Origin of the sequence: Desulfurivibrio modestus (assembly GCF_044068625.1) — a bacterium.
Taxonomy (GTDB): Bacteria; Desulfobacterota; Desulfobulbia; order Desulfobulbales; family Desulfurivibrionaceae; genus Desulfurivibrio.
The window spans coordinates 92,002-113,651 of sequence record NZ_JBIPKH010000002.1 but is presented as its reverse complement, the minus strand read 5'-3'; the positions used below and the strand labels follow the sequence as shown (position 1 = coordinate 113,651).

The window sequence follows — 21,650 nt, the reverse complement described above, 5'->3', positions numbered from 1 at the left end:
AGGCATATCAGTGACAGGATCCGGCGAACGGCCACGGTTATCCCCATTAATCAGTTAATTACCAGACCTGAACGTTCGGCGGCACGATCACTGCCGAACGTTCAGGATAGATGTTGTCCCGTGGACGAATCAGCCTGCCTCTAGCCGAAGAGAAGACCGATCAGGTCTTTCCCCAGGAAACCCCGGGCCATGAAGTTGAGGCCAACGTAGAAGGCAATAACGATAAAGATCCGGGTCAGGATTTTATCCGGAATATACTGGGAGGTCCGGGGACCGACCATCGAGCCCACAAAAATTCCCACCAGTTGGGTTCCGATCAGGGGCCAGTGCACCAAGGCTCCGGCCGCCAGATAGCTCAGGATACTGGTGATCATCCCGATCACGACCGCCATGGCCGAAGTGCCGGCGGCCAGGTACATGGGCAGGCCGGTAACGCTGGTCAGAAAAGGAACCAGCATGAAACCACCGCCAACCCCCAGAAAAGCGGCAATGGCGGCGATCACGAACCCGCCGACAATGGGAAGCAGCGGACTGAAGGAGAACTCCACCCCGTAAAAGTTAAAGGATATTTTGCCCAGGCTCCACTTGTTCATCCTGACGCCAAGCTCGCTGGTATCCACCTTTTCCCCGGCCCGCTTTCTTTTCATGGTGGCCTCGAAAGCGTTGGCCGCCTCCTTGGCCTTCTTCTTCCTTTTGGCCCCGGCGGGGGTGGTCTCGTAAAGCATATAGATACCGAGAACCAGCACGAAAACACCAAAGTAACCCACATATTCACGGAATGAAACCTTGCCGGCGGTGAGGGTGGGGATCAGGTAACTGCCGGCAATGGAGCCGATGGCCAGGAAGAGGCCGACCGGCCAGACCAGCCGCCCCAGCTTGAGATAGTTAAAGGTTGAAACCAAAGCACTGAAGCCCACCATGAACTGGTTGGAGACCCGAATCGAGTCGGTTACCGTTTTGTTCAGGTTTGGGGCGCTTTCTCTGAAACCGCTGGCATAGTTACCCAGACCATAGATGGAGATATGGCCGATACCGGCCATGATTCCACCAAAGGCCCCCACCGTGGAAAAGATCCAGCCCACCCAGATGGCCCAGAAGAAAGCCAGGACCAGGTTGATCTGCGGTCCCCCGGGAATACCCAGATAGCCGCTTTCGGCCTCGGCGTTGATGGCGCCGGTGGTGATGCCCTGGCTGATGGTCTCGGCCAACCGGTCATCACCACCAAAGGCCAGCCCTCCCAGCACCGTCAGTAAAATCACCATGGCCAGCAGCGGGGTTAACAAAACTTTTTTTGGCATAACACTCCTCCCTGTTTGGTTGCGCCTCCCGGACCCGCGGAGGTCTTTTTTGCCCTGCCGAAACCAATCAGCAGCCGCGGGAAAGGCGGCTGCCCGCCAACTGGACCTAGCAAGAACAGTGCCGCCACTCGGCGGCTTATCCCTCTTTTAATTAAACAGAGCCATTTTTATGTATTGCGCAAATTTAACAGGATAAAAGGAGATCCCGGGGAGCGGGTTTCGTTATCATCCAAGCAGGGAGAGTTATTGGTGCAACCATTACGTTGCGGTGCAACAGAAAAGAGGCAACCCAGCTACTGGTCATTGCCGTTGGAGGATTGGTCAGTTGAGCGGCCGAAACGGCGCAGCAGTCGTTGAAAAGCCTGCCGTCCCAGGCCACTGGCCCTGGCCGCGGCCGTCACGTTGCCGCCACTGCGCTGGAGGGCACAGTCAAGATAGGCCCGGGAAAAGCCGGCCACCAGCTCCTGCTTGGCCCGGTTGTAAGGGAGCTGCCCCAGGGTGGCCGGCCCCCAGCACTCCTCCCTGGCCTTCCCCCCACAACCCAGCTCACCGGGGGAGATCTCCTCGCCGGTGGCCAGCAGCACCGCCCGCTTGATCACATTCTGCATCTCACGGACATTGCCCGGCCAGGGCCGCCGCAGCAGGAACTGGCGGGCCTCCTCGGAAAAGAAAAGGCCCTCACGGTCATATTCGGCACCATACTTTTCCAGGAAATGGTGAGCCAGCAGCGGGATATCCTCGGGGCGTTCCTGGAGGGAGGGCATGACCAGCGGCACCACGTTGAGCCGATAGAAAAGATCCTCGCGGAAATCTCCCCGGCGGATCTTCTCCTCGAGATTCTGATTGGTGGTGGCCAGCACCCTTACATCCACCGCCATGCTTTTGGTTTGCCCCAACGGCATGATCTCTCGCTCCTGCAGGACCCGCAGCAACTTGGTCTGCAGAGCCAAGGGCAGATCCCCGATCTCGTCCAGGAGCAGGGTGGAGCCCTGGGCCTCCAGAAACAGCCCCCTTTTGTCATGGCCGGCGCCGGTAAAGGCCCCGCGCACATAGCCAAAAAGCTCGCTTTCCAGGATCTCCGCCGGTAAGGCCGGGCAGTTGACGGCCACAAACGGCTTGGCGGCCCGGGCGCTTTTGGCGTGCAGAGCCCGGGCGGCCAACTCCTTGCCGGTACCCGACTCGCCCCGGATCAACACCGTAACATCGGTATCGGCCACCTTGTTGATCAGTTCAAAAACCTCCCGCATCCGGCTGGAGTTGCCATGAAAGCCCGGAAACGCGGTTTGAGCGCCAAGTTGCTGCTGCAGCCGTTGGTTTTCCTTGAGCAGCCTCACCCTTTCCAGGCAGCGCTTCAGGCTGTGGATAATCCGCTCCTGATCGAAGGGTTTTTCAATGAAGTCATAGGCCCCCTCCTTGAGGGTCAGCACCGCCAGTTCGACGTTGCCGTAGCCGGTCATCACGATCACCGAAACGCCGGGATTGAGCTCCCTGGCCTTGCGCAGCAGGCTCATGCCGTCCAGCCCCGGCATCTTGAGATCGGTGATGATCACCTCGGGCCGCCACTGGGCCAGGAGCTCACAGGCCTCCTCACCCGAGGAGGTGCTTTGCACCAGACAATCACATTTACGCTTGACCAGACGGGCAAGCATGGTCAGCATGTCCGGATCATCATCCACCAGCAGCAGCCGGGGCCGATCATCAGTGCCATCACCATCATTAAAACCCAGGGTCATAAGTTCCCTCTGTCACTGTTTCGCAGCCTTACCCCAACAGGGCAGAAAGCAGGTTACCACACCCACCCCCTCCTCCGCAATTTACCTGAAACATCCGTTAATATCGGTCGCCACCAGGGGGACAGGGGACAATTCACCACCGCCGCTGCGAAAAGCTTGATTCAATCTTGCAAAAGGCCCCTCCTTACTGTAGAGTAGGCGGGTTTTTTACTTCACACATTCCGCCGCCCGAGCAGCCAACAAGCAAACGGCGCGACGGCGATCCCCTCTGGTGCCCTTGAATTTATGGGTTGGGAGAAGGAATGGAGGATCAACCAAAATCATATTTGTAAGGAGAAATCATGTCCCAAGCAGAACTGCCCAAAGTCAACATGCGTGAAATGCTCGAAGCCGGCCTCCACTTCGGCCACCAGACCCGCCGCTGGAACCCCAAGATGAAACCCTATATCTTCGGAGCCCGGAACGGCATCTACATCATCAACCTGGACAAAACCCTGCCCCTGTTCAACAAGGCCTGTGAATTCATGGCCAAGACCGCGGCCCAGGGCGGCAGCATCCTCTTCGTCGGCACCAAGCGCCAGGCCCAGGAGATCATCCGGGAGGAGGCGGCCCGTTGCGGGATGCATTATGTCGACCACCGCTGGCTGGGCGGCATGCTGACCAACCATCAGACCATCAAAAAAAGCGTGGACCGGCTCAAGAACTACACCACCATGCAGGAAGACGGCACCATCAACCGCTACAAGAAGAAAGAGATTCTGATGATCCAGAAGGAGTCCCTGAAGCTGGAGCGTAACATCGGTGGGATCAAAGAGATGAAGTCGCTGCCCGCCGCCATCTTCGTGGTTGACCCCAAACGCGAAAACATCGCCGTGGAAGAGGCCAACCGCCTGGGGATTCCGGTGGTGGCCATCGCCGACACCAACTGCGACCCCAGCGGCATTGATCACCTGATCCCCGGCAACGACGATGCCATCAAATCGATCCGGCTGGTGGCTTCCCGCATGGCCGACGCGGTGCTGGCCGGGAAAGAGAACCACGCCATGGCCCAGCAGGCCGCCGCCGACAAGGCCGACGAAATCGCGGTCGCCGCCGCCGCTCCGGCGGAGGAAGAAACCCCGATCCAGGGTTAATCGATTGCCAAACATAACAGCTTGTAAGTGAACAGCTCTTTTCAAAAAAGGAGAAAGACGTGCAGATTACTTCCCAGATGGTCAAAGAACTCCGCGATAAAACCAACGCGGGGATGATGGATTGCAAAAAGGCCTTGGCTGAAACCGGCGGCGACATGGAAAAAGCGATCGACTTCCTGCGCCAGAAAGGTCTGGCCGTAGCCAAGAAACGGGCCGACCGGGCCACCAGTGAAGGGGTGGTGGAAACCTATATCCATGCCGGCGGCAAGCTCGGGGTGATGGTCGAAGTGGGCTGTGAAACCGACTTCGTGGCCAAAAACAGCGATTTCCAGGAGTTCGCCAAAAACGTGGCCATGCATATCGCCGCCTCCGCCCCCATCGCCATCAAGCGCGAAGAGGTGCCGGCGGATCTGCTGGAACGGGAGCGCAACATCTATAAGCAGCAGGCTCTTGATTCCGGTAAACCGGAAAATATCCTCGACAAGATCATCAGCGGCAAGGTTGAAAAGTATTATGCCGATGTCTGCCTGATGGAACAGAAGTATGTCAAAAACCCCGACCTGACCATCCAGGACCTGCTCAACGAGTTGATCGCCAAACTGGGGGAAAACATCTCCGTTAAGCGCTTCGCTCGGTTCCAGATCGGGTAAGCGATGACCAGCCATTCCGCAAACAGCCCCCACCGGCGGGTGCTGCTCAAGCTGAGCGGCGAGGCCCTGATGGGCCAGCAGGCGTATGGAATCAGCGGCGAGGTCCTCAACTATCTCGCCGCTGAGATCCGGGAGATTGTCGCCCTGGGCGTCCAGGTAGGACTGGTGATCGGGGCCGGCAACATCTTCCGGGGGATGGCCGGCTCCGCCGCCGGCATGGATCGAGCCACCGCCGACAATATGGGCATGCTGGCCACGGTGATCAACGCCCTCTCCCTGCACGACGCCCTGGAGCGGCGGGGAGTGGCGGCCCGGGTGCTGTCGGCCATCGACATGCCCTCGGTCTGTGAGTCCTTTTCCCGCCAGAAAGCCCATCACCATCTCAACAAGGACCGGGTGGTGATCTTCGCCGCCGGTACCGGCAATCCCTACTTCACCACCGACACCGCCGCCATGCTGCGGGCCCTGGAGATCAAGGCCGATCTGGTCTGCAAGGCCACCCGGGTCGATGGGGTCTATGACAAAGATCCCCTGCGTCACCAGGATGCCGTCCGTTTCGACACCCTGAGCTTTGAGGAGGTCCTGACTCGTCGCCTGAAGGTGATGGATTCGGCGGCAATCTCCCTGGCCATGGACAACGCCACCCCGATCATGGTCTTCGACATGAACGTTCCGGGCAATATGAAAAGGGCGGTGAGCGGCGAACAGGTCGGAACCCTGATCAAGTAAAAGATTCCCAAGGAGTGAGAGCGATGGATGAAGTGATTCTGGAGATGTCCGAAAAAATGGAGCAGAGTCTCGAGGCCTATCGCCGTGAGTTGACCCGCATCCGCACCGGCCGCGCCTCCCTCAGTCTGCTGGACGGCATCAAGGTGGAGGCTTACGGCTCCTCCATGCCGCTTAACCAGGTGGCCACCCTCACCATCCCCGAAAGCCGGATGATCGTGATTCAACCCTGGGACACCCAGCAGCTCAAGGCGATTGAAAAGGCGATTTTCGCCTCCGATATCGGCCTCAACCCCAGCAGCGACGGCAAGGTGATCCGCCTGAGCATCCCCCAGCTCACCGAAGAGCGGCGCAAAGAGCTGGTCAAGCAGGTAAAGAAGATCAGCGAGGAGTACCGGGTGGCGATCCGCAACTCCCGCCGTGACGCCTTGGATACCCTTAAAAAACTTAAGGCCGACAAGCAGTTGCCCGAAGATGATTTCTTCCGCCTGCAGGATGAAGCCCAGAAGGAAACCGACGCTTTCATCGGCAAAATCGACGCCATCATGGCCGATAAAGAAAAAGAGATGATGGAAGTCTGATGCTCGATCAGTCCCAGCTGCCCCGCCATATCGCCATCATCATGGATGGCAATGGCCGCTGGGCCCGCCAACAGGGAAAACCCCGGATCATGGGCCACCAGGCCGGGGTTCGCTCGGTCCAGGAAGTGGTCAAATGCGCCCGCGAACTGGAGATCAAGGCCCTTACCCTTTACGCCTTCTCCACCGAAAACTGGCGGCGCCCCGGCTCCGAGGTGGAAAACCTGATGGGACTGCTGCAGACCTATCTGGAAAGTCAGTTGGACAAGATGTTGCAAAACCAGGTCCAGTTGCGGACCTGTGGCCGGATCGAACGGTTGCCCCCCAAGGTCCGCCGGATTCTGGAAAAGACCATGGCCAAAACCGCGGCCAATGACGGATTGATTCTTAATCTGGCCCTCAGTTACGGCAGCCGCGACGAGCTGTTGCGGGCCACCCGGCACCTGGCCCGGGAGGTCGCCCAGGGCTGTCTCCAACCCGAAGAGATCAGCGAAGAGCTGTTCAGCGCCCAGCTGGACAGTGCCGGCCTCCCCGACCCCGACCTCATGATCCGCACCGGCGGCGAGGCCAGATTGAGCAATTTCCTGCTCTGGCAACTCTCCTACAGCGAGCTGTACTTCACCAGGGTACTGTGGCCCGATTTTGGCCGGGAAGATTTCCTGGCGGCAATTGCCGACTACCAGCAGCGCCAGCGCCGTTTTGGTCGTACCGGCGAACAGGTCAACGACCGGGAGCAGGCGTAATGCAACGGATTTTAACCGGGGTGGTGATCGGCATCGCCTGGCTGCTGCTACTGCTTTACGCCCCACCCCTGCTGTTCTGGAGCGTGATCTGCCTGCTGGCCCTCCTCGCCCTGCGGGAATATGGGCTGATCCTGCTGGTTAAAGGGGGCGAGGCCGGCCTGCGCCCCTTGTTTCTTGCCCTGACCATGCTGCCGGTTCTGGCCGCCGTCACTGGCAGTCCAGCCCTGATCGGGGCCGCCGCCATGGCCGCCCTGGCCGGCCTGATTCTGCTGACCATTTTCCGTTACGCCGGCCTGACCGATCCCCACGGTTTTCTGATGCGGTCGGTTTTTGCCGTATTCTACCCCGCCTTGCTGTTGGCCCATTTCCCGCTCCTGATGGCCATGCCCTTGGGACGTGAGTGGCTGATCATCGCCGGCTTGATCGCCGTGGCCGCCGATTCGGGGGCCTATTACGCCGGCACCACCTTGGGCCGCCACAAGCTCTGCCCGGCCCTGAGCCCCGGCAAAACGGTGGAGGGTCTGCTGGGGGGGGTCCTGGCCGGCCTGACGGTGACCGGTTTGGCCACCTGGCTCTTTTTCCCGACCATCAGCCTGTTGCAGGCCCTGCTTTTTGCTTTTATCCTTTCCCTGGCGGGAGTGGTCGGGGACCTGACCGAATCCCTGCTCAAACGGGGAGCCGGGGTCAAGGATTCCGGCCGCCTGCTCCCGGGCCACGGCGGCATTCTCGACCGGATCGACTCACTGCTGCTGGTGGCCCCCTTGCTCTACTACCTGCTGCTGCTGGGCAACTAGACCATGACCTCAAGCAAAAATATCTCCCTGCTGGGCTCCACCGGTTCCATCGGCTGCAACGTCCTGGAAGTGGTGCGCCATTATCCCGGCCGTTTTCGGGTGGTGGGCCTGGCGGCGGGCAACAATATCAAGCTGCTCCGTGACCAGATCGAAGCCTTTCATCCCCTGCTGGTATCGGTGGCTGACGAAACCCTGGCCGGCGATCTGATCCAGAGCCTGCCCCGGGGCTGGGGAGAGAGGGTACTGGTGGGCCGCTCCGGCAACGAAGAGGTGGCAAGGCTGGCCGAAGCCGACCTGGTGGTTTCCGCCATTGTCGGCGCCGCCGGCCTGACCCCGACCATGGCCGCCATTGAGGCGGGCAAGGATATCGCCCTGGCCAACAAGGAAACCCTGGTGATGGCCGGAGACCTGGTGATGAAGGCGGTGGCCCGCCAGGGGGTGCAGTTGCTCCCCATCGACAGCGAACACAATGCCATCGCCCAGGCCCTGGAGGCCGGCCGCCACCAGGATATCCACCGCCTGATCCTCACCGCCTCCGGCGGCCCCTTTCGCAACACCGCCGCCCGGGAACTCTGGGAAGTCACCCCGGAACAGGCGCTGAGCCACCCCAACTGGTCCATGGGTCGTAAAATTTCCATCGATTCCGCCACTCTGATGAATAAGGGGTTGGAGGTGATCGAGGCCCATTGGCTCTTCGGCGTGCCGGTGGAGCAGATCGAGGTCCTGGTTCACCCCCAAAGCATCGTCCACTCCATGGTGGAGTATATCGACGGTTCGGTGGTGGCCCAGATGGGGATTCCCGACATGCGGATCCCCATTGTCTATGCCCTCTCCTACCCCGAACGGCTTCGGCTGGGTCTGCCCCGACTCAATTTGAGCAAATGCGGCGATCTCAGCTTCTCTCCCCCCGACTTCGAACGTTTTCCCGCCCTGCAACTGGCATATAAGGCCTGCAAGCGGGGGGGGACCATGCCGACGGCCTTGAATGCCGCCAACGAAGTGGCGGTGGAGGCCTTTCTCACCGGCAAGATCCGCTTTCCCGAGATCGCCCTGGTGGTGGCGGAGACCTTGAGCCGGGCGGAATTCAAGGAGGCCGACCGGATCGCCACGGTGCTGGCCATGGACCTCGCCGCCCGAATGCTGGCTGAATCGGTGGTTGAGGCCTTGATGATCAAAACCGATAATCGCCGCCAACAAAAAAAGAGTTGACCATGAATAGCATTATTTCGTTCATCATCGTGCTGGGACTGCTTATTTTCGTCCATGAGCTGGGCCATTTTCTCTTCGCCAAACTTTTCCGGGTCAAAGTCCTGAAATTTTCCCTGGGCTTTGGTCCCCGGCTGGTGGGCCGCAAGGTGGGGGAAACCGAATATCAGATCAGCGCCTTCCCCCTGGGCGGCTATGTCAATATGCTGGGGGAAAATCCCGGCGATGAGACCGACCCCGCCGATCGGGATCGCTGTTTCGCCACCAAGCCGGTCTGGCAGCGCTTCATCATCGTCGCCGCCGGCCCTTTTTTCAATCTGGCCTTCGCGGTGCTGCTCTTTTTCCTGATCTTCGCGGCGGTGGGGATGCCCCACCCGGCCCCGGGGACCACCATCGGCGAAGTCGCCGCCGACTCACCGGCGGCGGCGGCCGGGTTGGAGCAGGGGGATATCATTCTGGCGGTCAACGGGGTCGCCACCGAGGAGTGGGAGGATGTTTCCCGCCTGATCCGCGACAGTGAAGGGCGGGAGGTGGCCATCAGCGTCCGGCGGGGTGATGAGGTTTTTGCAACGGCGGGGGTTCCGGCCAAACAGGAGGTGAAAAACATCTTCGGCGAAGTGGTGGGGCAACGCTACATGCTGGGGATTACCCGCAGCAGCGAAACGGTCTATCAACCGATTTCCCTGCCCGGGGCGGTGATGGCCGGCCTGGAGCAGACCTGGAGCCTGATCTGGCTGACCCTGGTGGCCATCGTCAAAATGTTCCAACAGATCATCCCCGCCTCGGAGCTGGGCGGGCCGATACTGATCGCCCAGCTGGCCGGCCAGCAGATGGAGGTGGGCTGGATCAACTTCATCTACTTTATCGCTTTGATCAGCATCAACCTGGGCATTCTCAACCTGCTGCCGATTCCGGTGCTGGACGGTGGCCATCTGGTCTTTTTCACCGTCGAGGCCCTCACCCGCCGACCGGTGAGCATGAAGGTGCGGGAGCTGGCCCAGCAGGTGGGACTGGTTTTGTTGATCGCTCTGATGTTCTTCGTTTTCTACAATGATATCATGCGCTTGTTCAACGGATGAACTTGCAGCGCTAGGCAAAGGAAGGAATAGATGCCCATACTGCTGGCCCTGGAAACCTCGGGGAGTTGCGGCAGCGTCGCCCTGGTGGACGAGACCGGTTGCCGAGCCGAACACTCCCTGCAGTCAAGCCGCACCCATTCCCGCCGCCTGCTGGAGGCGGTGGCTCGCCTGCTGGCCGAAGATGGGGTGACCTGGCCGGAGTTGGACGGGATCGCGGTGGGACTGGGCCCGGGCAGCTTCACCGGGCTGCGGATCGGCCTCAGCAGCGCCAAGGGACTGGCGCTGGCCACCGGCAAGCCGCTGCTGGGGATCAGCTCGCTGGATGCCCTGGCCGACCAGGTCCTGCCCTCCCCCTACCCGATCTGCGCCCTGATCGACGCCCGCAAACAGGAGGTTTTTGCCGGCTTTTATGATGGGGGAGATCAGCTCCAGCGGCTGGAAGAATATCTGGCGATCCCCCCGACCGACCTGGTCGACCGGATCACCACCCCCACCCTGCTGATCGGCAGTGGCGCTCAACTCTACCGCCCGCTACTCCAGGAGAAGCTGGGGAGCCTGGCCCATTTCGCCTCCCCCGCCCTCTTTTTTCCCCGGGCCGCCGCCATCGGCCACCTGGCCCTTGCCGCCTGGCAGCAGCAGCAGTTTCTCGATCCGGGGCGAGCCGTTCCCCTCTATATCCGCCCCTCCGACGCTCAGCTCCCCTCCACCAGGCCGTAGAGCATGCTGATCTCCTCGGCCCATCTGGTTTCATCAATGGTTTCCAGAATCAAGGGGATATCGTCGAAACGGGGATCGTTCATCAGATAGCGAAAAACCTCCAGCCCCAGCCGGCCCTGGCCCAGATTGGCATGGCGATCCACCCTGGAGCCCAACTCCGACTTGGCATCATTGAGGTGCATTCCCCGCAGGTAGTTGAAACCGACCACCCGATCGAACTCGGCAAAAACCGCCTGGCAGCCGGACCGGGTACGGAGATCGTACCCGGCGGCCAGGCTGTGACAGGTGTCCAGACAGACCCCCACCCGGCTTTTATCATCGACCCGGGCAATAATCGCCGCCAGGTGTTCAAAGCGATGACCGACATTGCTGCCCTGGCCGGCGGTGTTTTCGATCACCGCCGTGACTCCCCGGCTCCGCTCCAAGGCCCAGTTGATCGAATCGGCCACCCGCCGCAGGCACTCCTCCTCGCTGATCTGCCGCAGATGGCTGCCGGGGTGAAAGTTGAGGGTCACCAGTCCCAACTCTGCACAGCGCCGCATTTCATCAAGGAAAGCGGTTCGGGATTTGGCCAACCCCTCGGCCTCGGGGTGACCCAGGTTGATCAGATAGCTGTCGTGGGGCAAAACGTGTTCCGGAGCGATGCCCACGGCCGCCAGGTTCTCGCGAAAGGCGGCGATGGTCGCCGCCTCAAGGGGTTTGGCCACCCAGCGTCGCTGGTTTTTGGTGAACAGGGCAAAGGCGGTGGCCCCGATCGCTTTGGCATTAAGTGGCGCGTTCTGCACGCCCCCGGCGGCGGAAACATGGGCCCCGACATATTTCATCGTTACAGATCTCGCTTATAAAAAAGTCGATTAAAAATCATGGCCTGGCCGTTGTCGCCATGGCCGTTTCATAGCGTTTCAGATAATCGCTGACAATTCGCTCGGGCTCATAGGCCAAGGCCTTGGCGTAAAGGGTAAGATAACCTCTGAGGTAGGGACGAACCGGGAGCAGTCGGAATCTCTCCTCCTCGATATACTCCAGATAGCGGGGGCTTATCTTGGTAATATCGGCGATATTACGGATTGATAAATTACGCTGTTCCCGCAGGCCTCGCAGAATTGAGCCGGAAAACTCCCCGATGGCCGCCGGGGCGGGGTTCAGCCGGCTGGGCATTGCCGGCTGCGGCGAAGCGGGCTCCCCCTTTCCCCAGGAGAACATTTCAACTGCGACGTTGGCCGGGGCCGCCGGGGCCGACCGATATTGCCCGCCCCCTTCCTTGCCCCCCTCGCCCCGCAGGCCGGCATCGTAGCTCTCTCGCCGCTCCGGCTGGATCAAGGTCCGGTAAGCCTCGTCGATCCGCTGCCGGATCCGCTCGATCTCTTCCCGGGAAAAGAGAGAATAGATGGCCAGGGAGTCCGGGCTGTAGTAACTCCGCATCCGCTCACCGGCCTGGCGGATCTCTTGGGCGCTGGCGCCGGGATCCACCTGCAGAAGCTCATAATGATTCAGTTCCGCCATCCTATTGAGCATCAGCAACTCCCTGTTCAGTAATTGGTACCGCTGACCAGCTGTTCTCCTCCAAGCAAATTTCGCACGATACTCTCGATGGAGCGCACGGGCCCGGAGCCGGGATACTCCAAGACCAGCGGTCGATTGCTCCGCACCGACCGCCAGATACAGTCGTCATACTCAAGATAGCCCAGATACTCCAGACTGATGCCGAAAAAGGTCTCACAGGCATTGCGCATGGCAAAACCGACCTGGATATCCTCCTTGCCGCGCGCCTGGTTGACGATCAGTTTGGGTTTGAACTTCCGCATCTCCAGCTCCAGCAGCTCCCCCGCCGCCGGCTCAACCATTTTTACGTGCTTAATCAGATCATACGGGGTTCGGATCCCCATGGTGTTTTTTTGATCCTTGGCGCTGTCCACCAGCTCCTTGAGCTGCCGATTGCGGACAATCTTGCGGAATCGCCGATAAAAAGCGCTTTTGATGAAGCGATAGGCGTTTTCAATGGCCGTGGGCTCGGGCAGCACCACCAGGACGCCATGGTTGGAGAAGAGAAAGAAATCGAGAATATTGTAGGAGGTACCGGCTCCGATATCCAGCAGGATGTAATCGGCGTCAATGGTGTTCAGTTGTCTGAGCAGACGCTCTTTTTGAGCATGATGGGGATTGGCCGCGTCGAGAATGTCCCGGGCGCCGCTGATGATGCTCAGGTTGGGAATCCCGGTTGGAATAACCACATCCTGGATCTTCTCGGTCCGGCGCTTGAGAAAATCGGAGAGGGTAACCTCCGGTAACCCCATCCCGATGGTGGTGTGCAGATTGGCGCCCCCCAGGTCGGCGTCCACCAGTAGAACTTTTTTATTAAGCCGCGCCAGGGTGATCCCCGCGTTACCGATGATCAGGCTTTTGCCGATCCCCCCCTTGCCGCCGCCGATGGCCCAGATCTCTTTGCTCCGCAAATTCTTCTGGCACTCGACCATCCCACCTCCTAAGGCTCCGGGCCGGTTTACCATGGGCCGGCCGTGCTGCCGCCGGCCCATGGTAAATGGCAGAATGCCAAGGGCAGGCAAGCTAATTCCGGACATCTGGGTCAGAATTTACCTTTTAGCGATTGGCGGCAGGGTTGTCAACCGGAAGTTCGGAGAGATGGCGATCCGGCGATATGGGGAGCCGCTGACCAGATATTGGGGTTAGGGCTTGGGAGAATCGGCGGCTGAAGGGTTCTTGGGTAACCGCCCAAGGCGGTATTTCAAAAGCAAGCGGTTAAGGTAGGTCCGGGGAGGAGTAGCAACCACAGCCTTCCCGACCAGGGCCTGGGCGGGCTCGGCCAAAAGATCAGCCAAATGGATGGTTTGCAGACCGGCTCGGCCCAGGAAACCGGCGCAGCCGGCGCAATAGGTCACCACCGGCAAGCCATTGGCCTGCTCCCGTCGCTGAGTCCCCCAGGCGGCGGCCAGTTCGGGGTCGATAAAACCCACCGCACCACCCTCGCCGCAGCACAGGGTGCGGGCCCCGGCGGAGCGCATCTCCTTGATGGCCAGGTTCTGCCCGGCGATCAGAGTTCGGGCCGCTCGTTGCAACTCCGGCAGGTTACGCAGGGGACAGGGGTCATGGACCGTCACCGTGGTCCCGACCGGTCCCGGCCCCTGCTGCTCGACCCCGGCCGCCAGCACCTCCCAGACGCTGCGGACCCGCACTTCCCGGCCATGGTTGAGAAAAACCTTGTAGCAGTTGGGGCAGGCCAGCAAAATCTCCCGCACCCCGGAGTCATAAAGCCGCCGGCGCAGGGCGCCGAATTGGTCGGAGAAATATTGCCAGCGGCCCAGGTCGTGGGAGGGTTTGTGGCAGCAGTTCAACACCAGTCCAAGAGCGGGAATTTGCTCCTGTAAACGGCGGAATAGTTGCCAGGTGCTCTCCGGCCTGGTTCCCGGCAGGTTACAGCCGGGGAAAAAGACGGTTTGGCAGGCTGGGGGCAGATATTCGGTGCTGAACAGGGGCGAGCTTCCCAGCCGTTCGTAACTGAGAATCCTCTTATAGGGACGACTGTCCCATCCCGAATGGTCGGCGATCCCGCGGCGCAAGGCCAGAAAAAAATCGCCGGGCTCCAGTTTTTCCGGACAGACCGTGGTGCAGAGGTTGCATAAGCTGCAGGCAAAAGGGTCGGCCAGGGATTTACCGGCTAAAAAAGCGTTGGCGATCTCGCCGGGAAGGCCGGAGCGCTTAAGAAACTGGCAACGAACCGCACAGGCTCCACAGGCGGTGCAACCCGAGGCCAGGGATTGAGCCTGAATTCTAAGTTCTTTCTCCCCCGGCCCTGCCGCCGCCACCCCGCCGGTCGGCAGTTTCTCCGCTTCCGGGGTCCGGGCGCGATAGTAGTTAAGCAGCTTTTTAGCCGCCAGGGGCAGCAGGCCCAGCAGGGCAAAGGCCAGGACCAACCGGGGAGAAAAGATCTCCCCGGTGGAGGTCAGCCGGCCCAGTTCGTTGCCGGCGTTGACAAAAACCAGGGTGCCGGGCAACATCCCCAACTGCGAAACCCAGTAAAAGGTCCGCAGGCGGATGGCGGTCAGCCCCATCACCATGTTGATCACAAAAAAGGGGACCACTGGGATAAGGCGGAGGGAGAACAGGTAAAAGGAACCCTCCCGGGCCATCCCCCGATCAACCCTGGCCACCACCTGGGGAAACCGAGACCGCACCAGGTCGCGGAAGAGATAGCGGCTTAGGGCGCAGGCCAGCGTGGCGGCGATGGTGCTGGCAAAAGAGACCACCACCGTGCCCACCAGCACGCCGAAAACCGCGCCGGCCAACAACCCCAGCAGAGCCCCCCCCGGCAGATTGAGGGCCACCACCAGCAGATAGACCCCGGCAAAGCCGGCGATGGCCAGAAGGGGCCGTTGGGCGTAAAACTCTCCGGCCTGTTCCTGGAACCCCCGAATGCTCTCCAGGGTCAGCTGGTGATGGAGATCGAACCAGAAAAAAGCCCCGGCCAGGAGGGCAACCACCAGGGCCAGGGCAATCTTTTTACCATTGCGGGAATTCATCAAACTCAGGATTTGGGCACCTTCTTATAGGGCCACTTCTTGAGGCCATCCTGGAGGATATACATCCTCTTTTCATCGACCCCCTGGGCTTTGTAGTAGTCGACGGTCCGCCGGGCCCCACCCCCGCCGCCGGGACAAACGATGATGATATCCTCGTTGCCGGCCTGCAGGGCCGCCAGTCCCTTGTTCAAACGGCTCCGCTCCTCGTCGGTCTGGGTGGGATAGGCGTTGGTTTCAATGGAGCCGGGAATATGGCCGGCGGCAAACTCGTCGGCCGGGCAGATATCAAGCAGGACCATGGCGTCACCGACCTCGATCCGTTTGTTGAGCTCTTCGGCACTGATATACTGATAACCGCCGCTGAAAATGGACAGAAAAGCCTGGGCGCTGCCCACCCCCACCGCCAGCAGAAAAAGGCCAACCAAAACCGCGTGTTTGAACATCATTAACCCCCCCTTTAGTTTTTTTACAATTTATCCACTCAATCGATCATTACCGGGCTCCAGCGAGTACCCCCCCTGGGGCAATTAGCCGATAAAAATAGTCGTTTTAGTGGATCGAGTCCAATTGATAAGGCGGATGTTAAACCCAGGAAATTATCGCAATTATCAATATAAACTGGTGCTCTCGGTTGAGGCGGGAGGAATTTGCAGTGGCGATCACCAACACCTTTTAAAATAAGAATTACCGATTTGACATATAGCATATATGCATTAGATAATCCCTTGTATGGATAAAAAAATATATCAAACCAAAGGTTTCATGCGCCAACTCAGCAAATTGAAGCTCTCGGGCCGCAAAGGCAATATGGTGGCGGCCCAGGCCGGAACCATTATCGCCATGCTGGGTGATAGTGCGACCTCCCTCTATGATCTTAGGCACAAAGAGACCAAATTCGGGGAGATGCGCCTGAGTAACTGCCGCAAGTACGATCTCAGCGGCGGCTATCGTCTGATCACCGTCCATGACGATGACTGTCTGATCCTGGCCTGGATCGGCAGTCACGACGAGTGTCACTTCTGGCTGGAAAAGCAACGGGAAACAACCTTGGATACGGAAGCGCTCAAGCGCAGCGACCGTTTGGTTGACCTGACTGATTACGCCCTGACTGATGACACCGATGAGGAGGACGAGGAGGAGAATCTCCTGGAGTTCGCCCTGGCAGATGACCCCGCTTACGATCCCTACGAGGAAGCCCTGCTGGAGAAGATCGACCAGGAAACCCTGCGCCAGGTATTTCGTGGTCTCTGCCGGGAAAGCTCCTGCCGAAGCTAACTTTCCTCCCTCTTTCCCACATCATGCCTTAACGTAAAAGCCCGCCATCCGGCGGGCTTTTACGTTTTCAGCTTTACTCGTCCAAATTAGTTTATCTCGAAGGTACCGTCGGAATTGACAAACATGGAGGCATCCAGATACTGAATCCCTTTGGGATTGTCGTAACCTCCCCGGGTGGCGATGGCGTGATAGACACCACCGGCCCGGATCCCGGTCACACAATGGATAATCACTCTCTTACCGGTGGGTACTTTCTTGACCAACTGCTCATAGTTGGCATGGAACTGATCGTCGGGAATATTAATCGCTCCCGGCAGATGGCCGGCGGCAAACTCACCGGCGCTGCGCACATCCAGAATCGCCACGTCATTGGGGGATTCCTTCAGCAGCTTGCTAAAATCGGGGCCGCTGATGGTGCGCGGCAGCCCACCGGGGGCGGTGGGCAACTCGGTGGCCACGTCAACCACGCCACTGGGCTCGTTGCCCCACAGGGGTAGACCCTCCCGCTTCCACTCCGGTTCCCCGGCGCTATACACCGAGACCCACTTATAGCCCATCTCTTTGGCTTTCTTGGCCGAGTTGTGACTGTGGGGGCAGGCGTGACCGCCACAGTAGAAGATCAGTTTGGTGTTGAGGTCGTTGGGCAACAGACTCTTCTTCAGGTCCCAGAGCTGGATGGGAATGGAGGCCGAACCGGGGATAAAGGCTTTACGATGAACGGCACTGGGGCGAGAGTCGATGAGCTGAAAATTCTGCTCATCGCTCTGGGTCATCATATGGTAAACATAACCGGTTTCGGAGATCATATAGCCACCGGCCTGGTGCCAGCCCGGATCACCCTCATACCAGACCCGCACATTGGTGAGTCCCTTTTCCAAGGCGGCTTTGGCCGCCTGGCTGCTCAGGGGGCAGGCCAGTCCGCCACAGTAGAAAATAACCATCCGATCCCGGGGCAACCGATCAATTTTAGCGGCCACCTCACCTGGGGTCATGTGGATGGCCCCAGGGACATGTCCCTCCTGGTAGCGACCGAGGGGACGGGTGTCAACCAGCAGAAAACGATCATTGCGGTCCAGGGTGGCCTTGACCAGCACCTGGTCGCCATAGACCTGGCTGAAAAGCTCCATCACTTCAGCGGTGGTGATCCTCAGCTTGGGATCCTGTTCCACCATCCGGGTGTGGCCGGCGGCCGCCGGGGTCGGCGCCGGGGCGGGAGTGGTGGAGCAACCCACGGTGAAAAACAGGGCGAGCAGTACCAGGGCGCTGCTCAAAGCATGGCGATACGTCATCATAGAACCCTCCTCATTTGGTTGATAGCTGCCACGAATGACCATTCTTTCGTGGTTTTGAATGTATCCCATGACCGAGAGCGGTTGATCAAATAGATAATATTTATAAATTTAATTTTTCTTATTTGATAAAACTATACTAGCGGCTGACCCGGGAAAAGCGTAACAGCCGGGAGATCCGATCGATGATAATGGTTAAGGCGATGATCATCAGCAGATAGGTGGCGGCCCGCTCAAAGCGGAACCATTCGAAATTGAAGCTGAACTGGAAACCAAGTCCCCCGGCCCCAACAATCCCCAGCACCACGGCGGTCCGGACATTGGCCTCGAACTGGAAGAAGGAGTAGGTCAGCCAGTCCCGCCAGGCCACCGGGACCGCCACCAGGCCGAAACAGGCCGCCCGGGAGCCGCCGAAGGACTGCTCGAAGCGGCGATAGGGGATATTGTCCACACTTTCACTGAACACCCGCACCAGCACCCCGGCGCTGTGAATGGCGATGGCCATGGCCCCGGCCAGCAACCCGGGGCCGAAAAAGGCGATAAAGAGAAAGGCCCACATCACCTCCGGCACCCCCCGGGCGATCAAGCCGACGAGCCGGGCCAGCACCAGTTGCAAAAGCCGTAGCAGCTTTAGCCACCAGGGGGTGGCTTCCCCGGTGAACTGGTTCGCTTCCCACATGAAGGAGATGGAGTGGGGGTAGCTCAGCCAGGCGGCGGCCAGCACTCCGACCAGGGTGCCGACCAGGGCCATGGCCAGGGGAACCGCCGCCGACTTGATCACCCGCCAGCCGAACCAGTGGTTCAACTGCGCCTCCCAGGCCCGCCAGGCCGCCGGCCGCCAAAACGACAGCGGTCCATAATCGGAAAAGAGCAGGACCGCGGTGCCGGCCTGGCGCCGGGCCGCCGTCTGCTCCCGATCACCGATCCCCAGGGCCGCCAGATCCAGCTCCGGACGCAGCATCCGCTCAAAAAAGGTGATATTACGCCAGGCCTCGCCGGAGACCAACTCCACCGCCGGCAGCAGAAAATTGCGCCGCTCCTGGCCCGGCGGCGCGTTATTGCCCCAACCCATAAACCAGAAAGACCAGCCGACAATGGCCAGGGCCACCCCCACCGCCACATATCCCCGCAGCAGTTGCCGGGCCGGGGGATGATCTTTGACCGCCCGGGGATGGTTGGGATCGCTGCGCAACTGCCGGCGAATGAAGTTGCTGACCAGATCGGCCGTCAGGGTCAGGGCCAGGGTGAAGAGCAGCAGGGTGGTCACCTTGGACCAGGCCCCAAACTGGATCTGATACCAGATGTCGGAGCCCAGGCCACCCCCGCCCACCGCCCCGATCACCGCCGCGTTGCGAATGGCGCATTCGGCCCGCATCAGGGTAAAGCTTTGCACGCTGCGGGCCGCCAACGGCCCGATCCCGTAAAACAGTACGGCCAAACGACCGCCGCCCACCGCCCGAACCTGTTCGTAAACCCCCTCCTCCACCGAATCCCACAGCTCGCTGTAAACCTTGGCCAGGATTCCGGTGATATTAAGAGCCAGGGCCAGAGCCCCGGTCAACGGCCCCAGGCCGATGATCGCCACCAGAATCACCGCCCAGACAAAATCGGGCACCGCCCGCAGGATATCCTGGCTGATCCGGCACAGGGAGCAGAAGAGGGCCGCCGGTCGACGCAGGGGAAAATCCCGCCGCCAGCCGCTCAGGTTTTCCTCTCCGACACTGACCGCCCGGGAGGAGCCCATGGCCAACAACACCGCGGCGATAATCGCCAGAAAGGTGCCGATCACCGCCGCCGACAGGGTTTGAAGGGTCAGGGCCCAGCTGTGGCGAAGGAATTGAGGGCTGAAGTCGGGATTGGCAAAAGCGGCCAGCCAGGCTCCCATCCGCCCCAGGGCCAGACGGCGCTGGGTGGAATCGGTCAGAGAGGTGAAATCCCACTCGGCGGCGGTGAAGGCGGCCAGCAGCAGCACCGCCAGGGTGAAGATCGCCCCCCAGACCCCCCACGGCCGTTTTCCCCCGTCGAGATCCGGGCGGAAATCGGGTTTTGATCGTAAGCCGCGGCCCGGGACGTTACAGGTCCCCAGCGGTTCAGAACGCCCTTGTGTCATCAAGCGGTCGCCGGGGCCCTGGTCGGGGTTTCCGGGGCTAACTCGCCCTCAAAATCCAGGGCCTGATATTCGGTGCCGTACAGCTCCCGCAACACCTCCCGATTCAGTTGTTCCGGGGGGCCCTGCCAGAAAAGGCGCCCCTCTTTCAGGGCGATCACCCGCTGGAAGTGGCCTTGCAGCAGCTCCAGGGTATGAAGATTAACCAGCAGGGTGTTACCCATGGCGCCGGCAAGGGAGGAGAGCAACTCGATGATTTCCCGGCCCAGGCGAATATCAAGCTGGCTGACCGGCTCATCGGCCAACATCACTTTGGGCTGCTGAACCAGCAGCCGGGCCAGGGCCACTCGCTGCTGCTGCCCCCCCGACAACTCCCCGGGCATGGCCCATATTTTATCCGCCAGCTCCACCCGGGCCAAGGCCGCCCGGGCCGCCGGCAGATCCTGGGGCCAGAGCAGGGAGAAAAGGGCCCGGGGCAGTGACCAGTGGCCCAACCGGCCCATCAGTACATTATGGACCACCCGCAACTGGGGAATCAGGTTGTCGGACTGGTAAAGCACCCCGATATCCCGGCGCAGACGGCGCAGGGCCCGACCGCGCAACCCCACCGAGGACTGACCCCAAACGCTGATCTCGCCGCCGTCGGGTTGCAGTACCGCGCAGAGCAAACGAAAAAGGGTGGTTTTGCCGGCCCCGGAGGGACCGATAATCGCCACCCGTTCACCCGCCTCGATGGTGAAGGTGATCCGGTCCAGAACGCGCTGGCGACCGAAGTTCTTGCCGACCTCCCGTAAGCGGAAAGCCGGCGGCAGGGGATCAGTTGCCAATGTCCACCCCGGATTTGAGCAGCTCCACATAGCCCATCCATTCACTGATGTCGGCATCGACAAAACCTTGGGACTTGAGATAGCCCAGGGCCTTTTTGCCCTCCTCCGACTCATGCAGGCCAAGCAAAGCGGCATGGATCCGGTCGATGGTTTGCCGGCCCAGACTCTTGCGGGTGGCAAAGCAGTAGTTGGTAAACTTGGGCGTGGTGTAGATAATCGGGGCCCTGGCCTTGATCGCCTCGGAAGCCCGGTCATAGGGGGGCTGCCCCAGGGCGCCCAGGTGGAATTCGCCGTTGGCCACCTTCTGCACCACCACATCATGGCTGCCACTGTAAGCCACGGTGCGGAAAACCTGCTCGGGGCGTTTACCGCTCTGCTCGGCAAAGAAGCTGCGGGGCATCAGATGGCTGGAGGTGCTGCTTTTGCTGCCGAAGGTGAAGGTCCAGTTTTTACCCGCCGCCAGTTCCGCCAGCTCCTTGAGATCCTTAACCGGGCCGATGCCGGCATCGGCATTGGCCACGAAGTAGCTGATAAACGCCTTGTCGATATCCCGGGCCGCCACCACCTCCAGTTCATCTCCCATCATCATATAGGCCTGGGCGGTGGTCACCGCGCCAAACCAAGCCAGTTGAGCCCGGCCGGTGGCCAGGGCGGTGACGGTGGCCGCGTAATTCTCCACGTGAACATATTCGGTGGGAATGCCGGTGGCAGCCTCGATATGGCGGGCGATCAAGCCGAAAAACTCGCGCATGTTTTCGGCGCTGTCATCGGGAATGGCAACAATGGTCAGCTTGGCCGGCGCCTTGGCGGCCTGGACCACAGGGACGACAACAGCCAGCGCGCCCAGGGCCACAACCAAGGCAATGAGTATTGAGAACAAGAATTTAATGGGCATGACGAACTCCTTCTGGGGAAAACTGATATTAAAAAGCCGCCGAACCACTCCGGCGATCAACTCGC

20 protein-coding genes and 1 pseudogene are annotated in these 21,650 nt (G+C 60.3%); 10 read left to right on the top strand and 11 right to left on the bottom strand.

Translation table 11 applies throughout. The features are described 5' to 3' along the window. Positions 1-140 precede the first annotated feature (140 nt). Positions 141-1,298 (bottom strand): sulfite exporter TauE/SafE family protein, encoded by a 1,158-nt coding sequence (locus tag ACHHRT_RS02170; protein ID WP_395497226.1) that lies wholly within the window; start codon positions 1,296-1,298, stop codon positions 141-143. Positions 1,299-1,591: 293 nt separating this feature from the next. Next, on the bottom strand, positions 1,592-3,031 hold the full coding sequence (locus ACHHRT_RS02165) for a sigma-54-dependent transcriptional regulator (RefSeq protein ID WP_395497225.1): 1,440 nt from the start codon (positions 3,029-3,031) through the stop codon (positions 1,592-1,594). 341 nt (positions 3,032-3,372) lie between these two features. Between ACHHRT_RS02165 and rpsB the strand changes: the two genes are divergently transcribed. The 9 genes and pseudogenes from rpsB to tsaB all read left to right on the top strand — a co-directional run bounded on the left by rpsB (position 3,373) and on the right by tsaB (position 10,657). Beyond that, positions 3,373-4,164: a 30S ribosomal protein S2 gene (gene rpsB, locus ACHHRT_RS02160; RefSeq protein ID WP_395497223.1), complete on the top strand. Its 792-nt coding sequence runs from the start codon at positions 3,373-3,375 to the stop codon at positions 4,162-4,164. 44 nt (positions 4,165-4,208) lie between these two features. Next, positions 4,209-4,814 (top strand): annotated as a pseudogene (gene tsf / locus ACHHRT_RS02155) (translation elongation factor Ts); the annotation flags it as partial. A gap of 3 nt (positions 4,815-4,817) precedes the next feature. Then, positions 4,818-5,543: a UMP kinase gene (gene pyrH / locus ACHHRT_RS02150; RefSeq protein ID WP_395497221.1), complete on the top strand. Its 726-nt coding sequence runs from the start codon at positions 4,818-4,820 to the stop codon at positions 5,541-5,543. A gap of 23 nt (positions 5,544-5,566) precedes the next feature. Then, positions 5,567-6,121 (top strand): ribosome recycling factor, encoded by a 555-nt coding sequence (gene frr / locus ACHHRT_RS02145; RefSeq protein WP_395497219.1) that lies wholly within the window; start codon positions 5,567-5,569, stop codon positions 6,119-6,121. Further along, positions 6,121-6,861: an isoprenyl transferase gene (locus ACHHRT_RS02140; protein WP_395497217.1), complete on the top strand. Its 741-nt coding sequence runs from the start codon at positions 6,121-6,123 to the stop codon at positions 6,859-6,861. The genes frr and ACHHRT_RS02140 overlap by 1 nt, the downstream gene beginning before the upstream one ends. Next, positions 6,861-7,655, top strand: coding sequence for a phosphatidate cytidylyltransferase (locus tag ACHHRT_RS02135; protein WP_395497215.1), 795 nt, complete (start codon positions 6,861-6,863; stop codon positions 7,653-7,655). The genes ACHHRT_RS02140 and ACHHRT_RS02135 overlap by 1 nt, the downstream gene beginning before the upstream one ends. Positions 7,656-7,658: 3 nt before the next feature. After that, positions 7,659-8,864, top strand: a complete 1,206-nt coding sequence (locus tag ACHHRT_RS02130) for a 1-deoxy-D-xylulose-5-phosphate reductoisomerase (protein ID WP_395497214.1) — start codon at positions 7,659-7,661, stop codon at positions 8,862-8,864. A 2-nt stretch (positions 8,865-8,866) separates the two neighbouring features. Continuing rightward, a complete protein-coding gene (gene rseP / locus ACHHRT_RS02125) occupies positions 8,867-9,940 on the top strand; it encodes an RIP metalloprotease RseP (protein WP_395497212.1) in 1,074 nt (357 codons plus the stop codon). A 30-nt stretch (positions 9,941-9,970) separates the two neighbouring features. After that, a complete protein-coding gene (tsaB, locus tag ACHHRT_RS02120) occupies positions 9,971-10,657 on the top strand; it encodes a tRNA (adenosine(37)-N6)-threonylcarbamoyltransferase complex dimerization subunit type 1 TsaB (protein WP_395497210.1) in 687 nt (228 codons plus the stop codon). Here tsaB and nfo read toward each other — a convergent pair. The 5 genes from nfo to ACHHRT_RS02095 all read right to left on the bottom strand — a co-directional run bounded on the left by nfo (position 10,633) and on the right by ACHHRT_RS02095 (position 15,638). Next, entirely contained in the window at positions 10,633-11,481 is an 849-nt protein-coding gene (nfo, locus tag ACHHRT_RS02115) for a deoxyribonuclease IV (protein ID WP_395497209.1), read from the bottom strand. The two genes, tsaB and nfo, sit on opposite strands and share 25 nt — an antisense overlap. 37 nt (positions 11,482-11,518) lie before the next feature. Further along, complete coding sequence (locus tag ACHHRT_RS02110; RefSeq protein ID WP_395497208.1) at positions 11,519-12,172, bottom strand: helix-turn-helix domain-containing protein; 654 nt, start codon at positions 12,170-12,172, stop codon at positions 11,519-11,521. A 14-nt stretch (positions 12,173-12,186) separates the two neighbouring features. Beyond that, on the bottom strand, positions 12,187-13,131 hold the full coding sequence (locus ACHHRT_RS02105; RefSeq protein WP_395497207.1) for a P-loop NTPase: 945 nt from the start codon (positions 13,129-13,131) through the stop codon (positions 12,187-12,189). 210 nt (positions 13,132-13,341) lie between these two features. After that, the gene (locus ACHHRT_RS02100) at positions 13,342-15,192 is read right to left on the bottom strand and encodes a VTT domain-containing protein (protein ID WP_395497205.1); all 1,851 of its coding nucleotides are present in this window, start codon (positions 15,190-15,192) and stop codon (positions 13,342-13,344) included. A 5-nt stretch (positions 15,193-15,197) separates the two neighbouring features. Continuing rightward, a complete protein-coding gene (locus ACHHRT_RS02095; protein ID WP_395497204.1) occupies positions 15,198-15,638 on the bottom strand; it encodes a rhodanese-like domain-containing protein in 441 nt (146 codons plus the stop codon). Positions 15,639-15,921: 283 nt separating this feature from the next. Between ACHHRT_RS02095 and ACHHRT_RS02090 the strand changes: the two genes are divergently transcribed. Then, complete coding sequence (locus ACHHRT_RS02090; RefSeq protein ID WP_395497202.1) at positions 15,922-16,467, top strand: hypothetical protein; 546 nt, start codon at positions 15,922-15,924, stop codon at positions 16,465-16,467. 86 nt (positions 16,468-16,553) lie between these two features. On the opposite strand, the gene ACHHRT_RS02085 is transcribed toward ACHHRT_RS02090, so the two are convergent. The 4 genes from ACHHRT_RS02085 to phnD form a co-directional block, all read right to left on the bottom strand. After that, a complete protein-coding gene (locus tag ACHHRT_RS02085; RefSeq protein ID WP_395497201.1) occupies positions 16,554-17,759 on the bottom strand; it encodes a rhodanese-like domain-containing protein in 1,206 nt (401 codons plus the stop codon). Positions 17,760-17,895: 136 nt separating this feature from the next. Then, complete coding sequence (locus tag ACHHRT_RS02080) at positions 17,896-19,866, bottom strand: PhnE/PtxC family ABC transporter permease (protein WP_395497199.1); 1,971 nt, start codon at positions 19,864-19,866, stop codon at positions 17,896-17,898. Continuing rightward, a complete protein-coding gene (locus ACHHRT_RS02075; RefSeq protein ID WP_395497198.1) occupies positions 19,866-20,690 on the bottom strand; it encodes a phosphonate ABC transporter ATP-binding protein in 825 nt (274 codons plus the stop codon). Before ACHHRT_RS02075 ends, ACHHRT_RS02080 begins: the two co-directional genes overlap by 1 nt. Beyond that, positions 20,680-21,585 (bottom strand): phosphate/phosphite/phosphonate ABC transporter substrate-binding protein, encoded by a 906-nt coding sequence (gene phnD, locus ACHHRT_RS02070; RefSeq protein ID WP_395497197.1) that lies wholly within the window; start codon positions 21,583-21,585, stop codon positions 20,680-20,682. The genes ACHHRT_RS02075 and phnD overlap by 11 nt, the downstream gene beginning before the upstream one ends. Positions 21,586-21,650 lie beyond the last annotated feature (65 nt).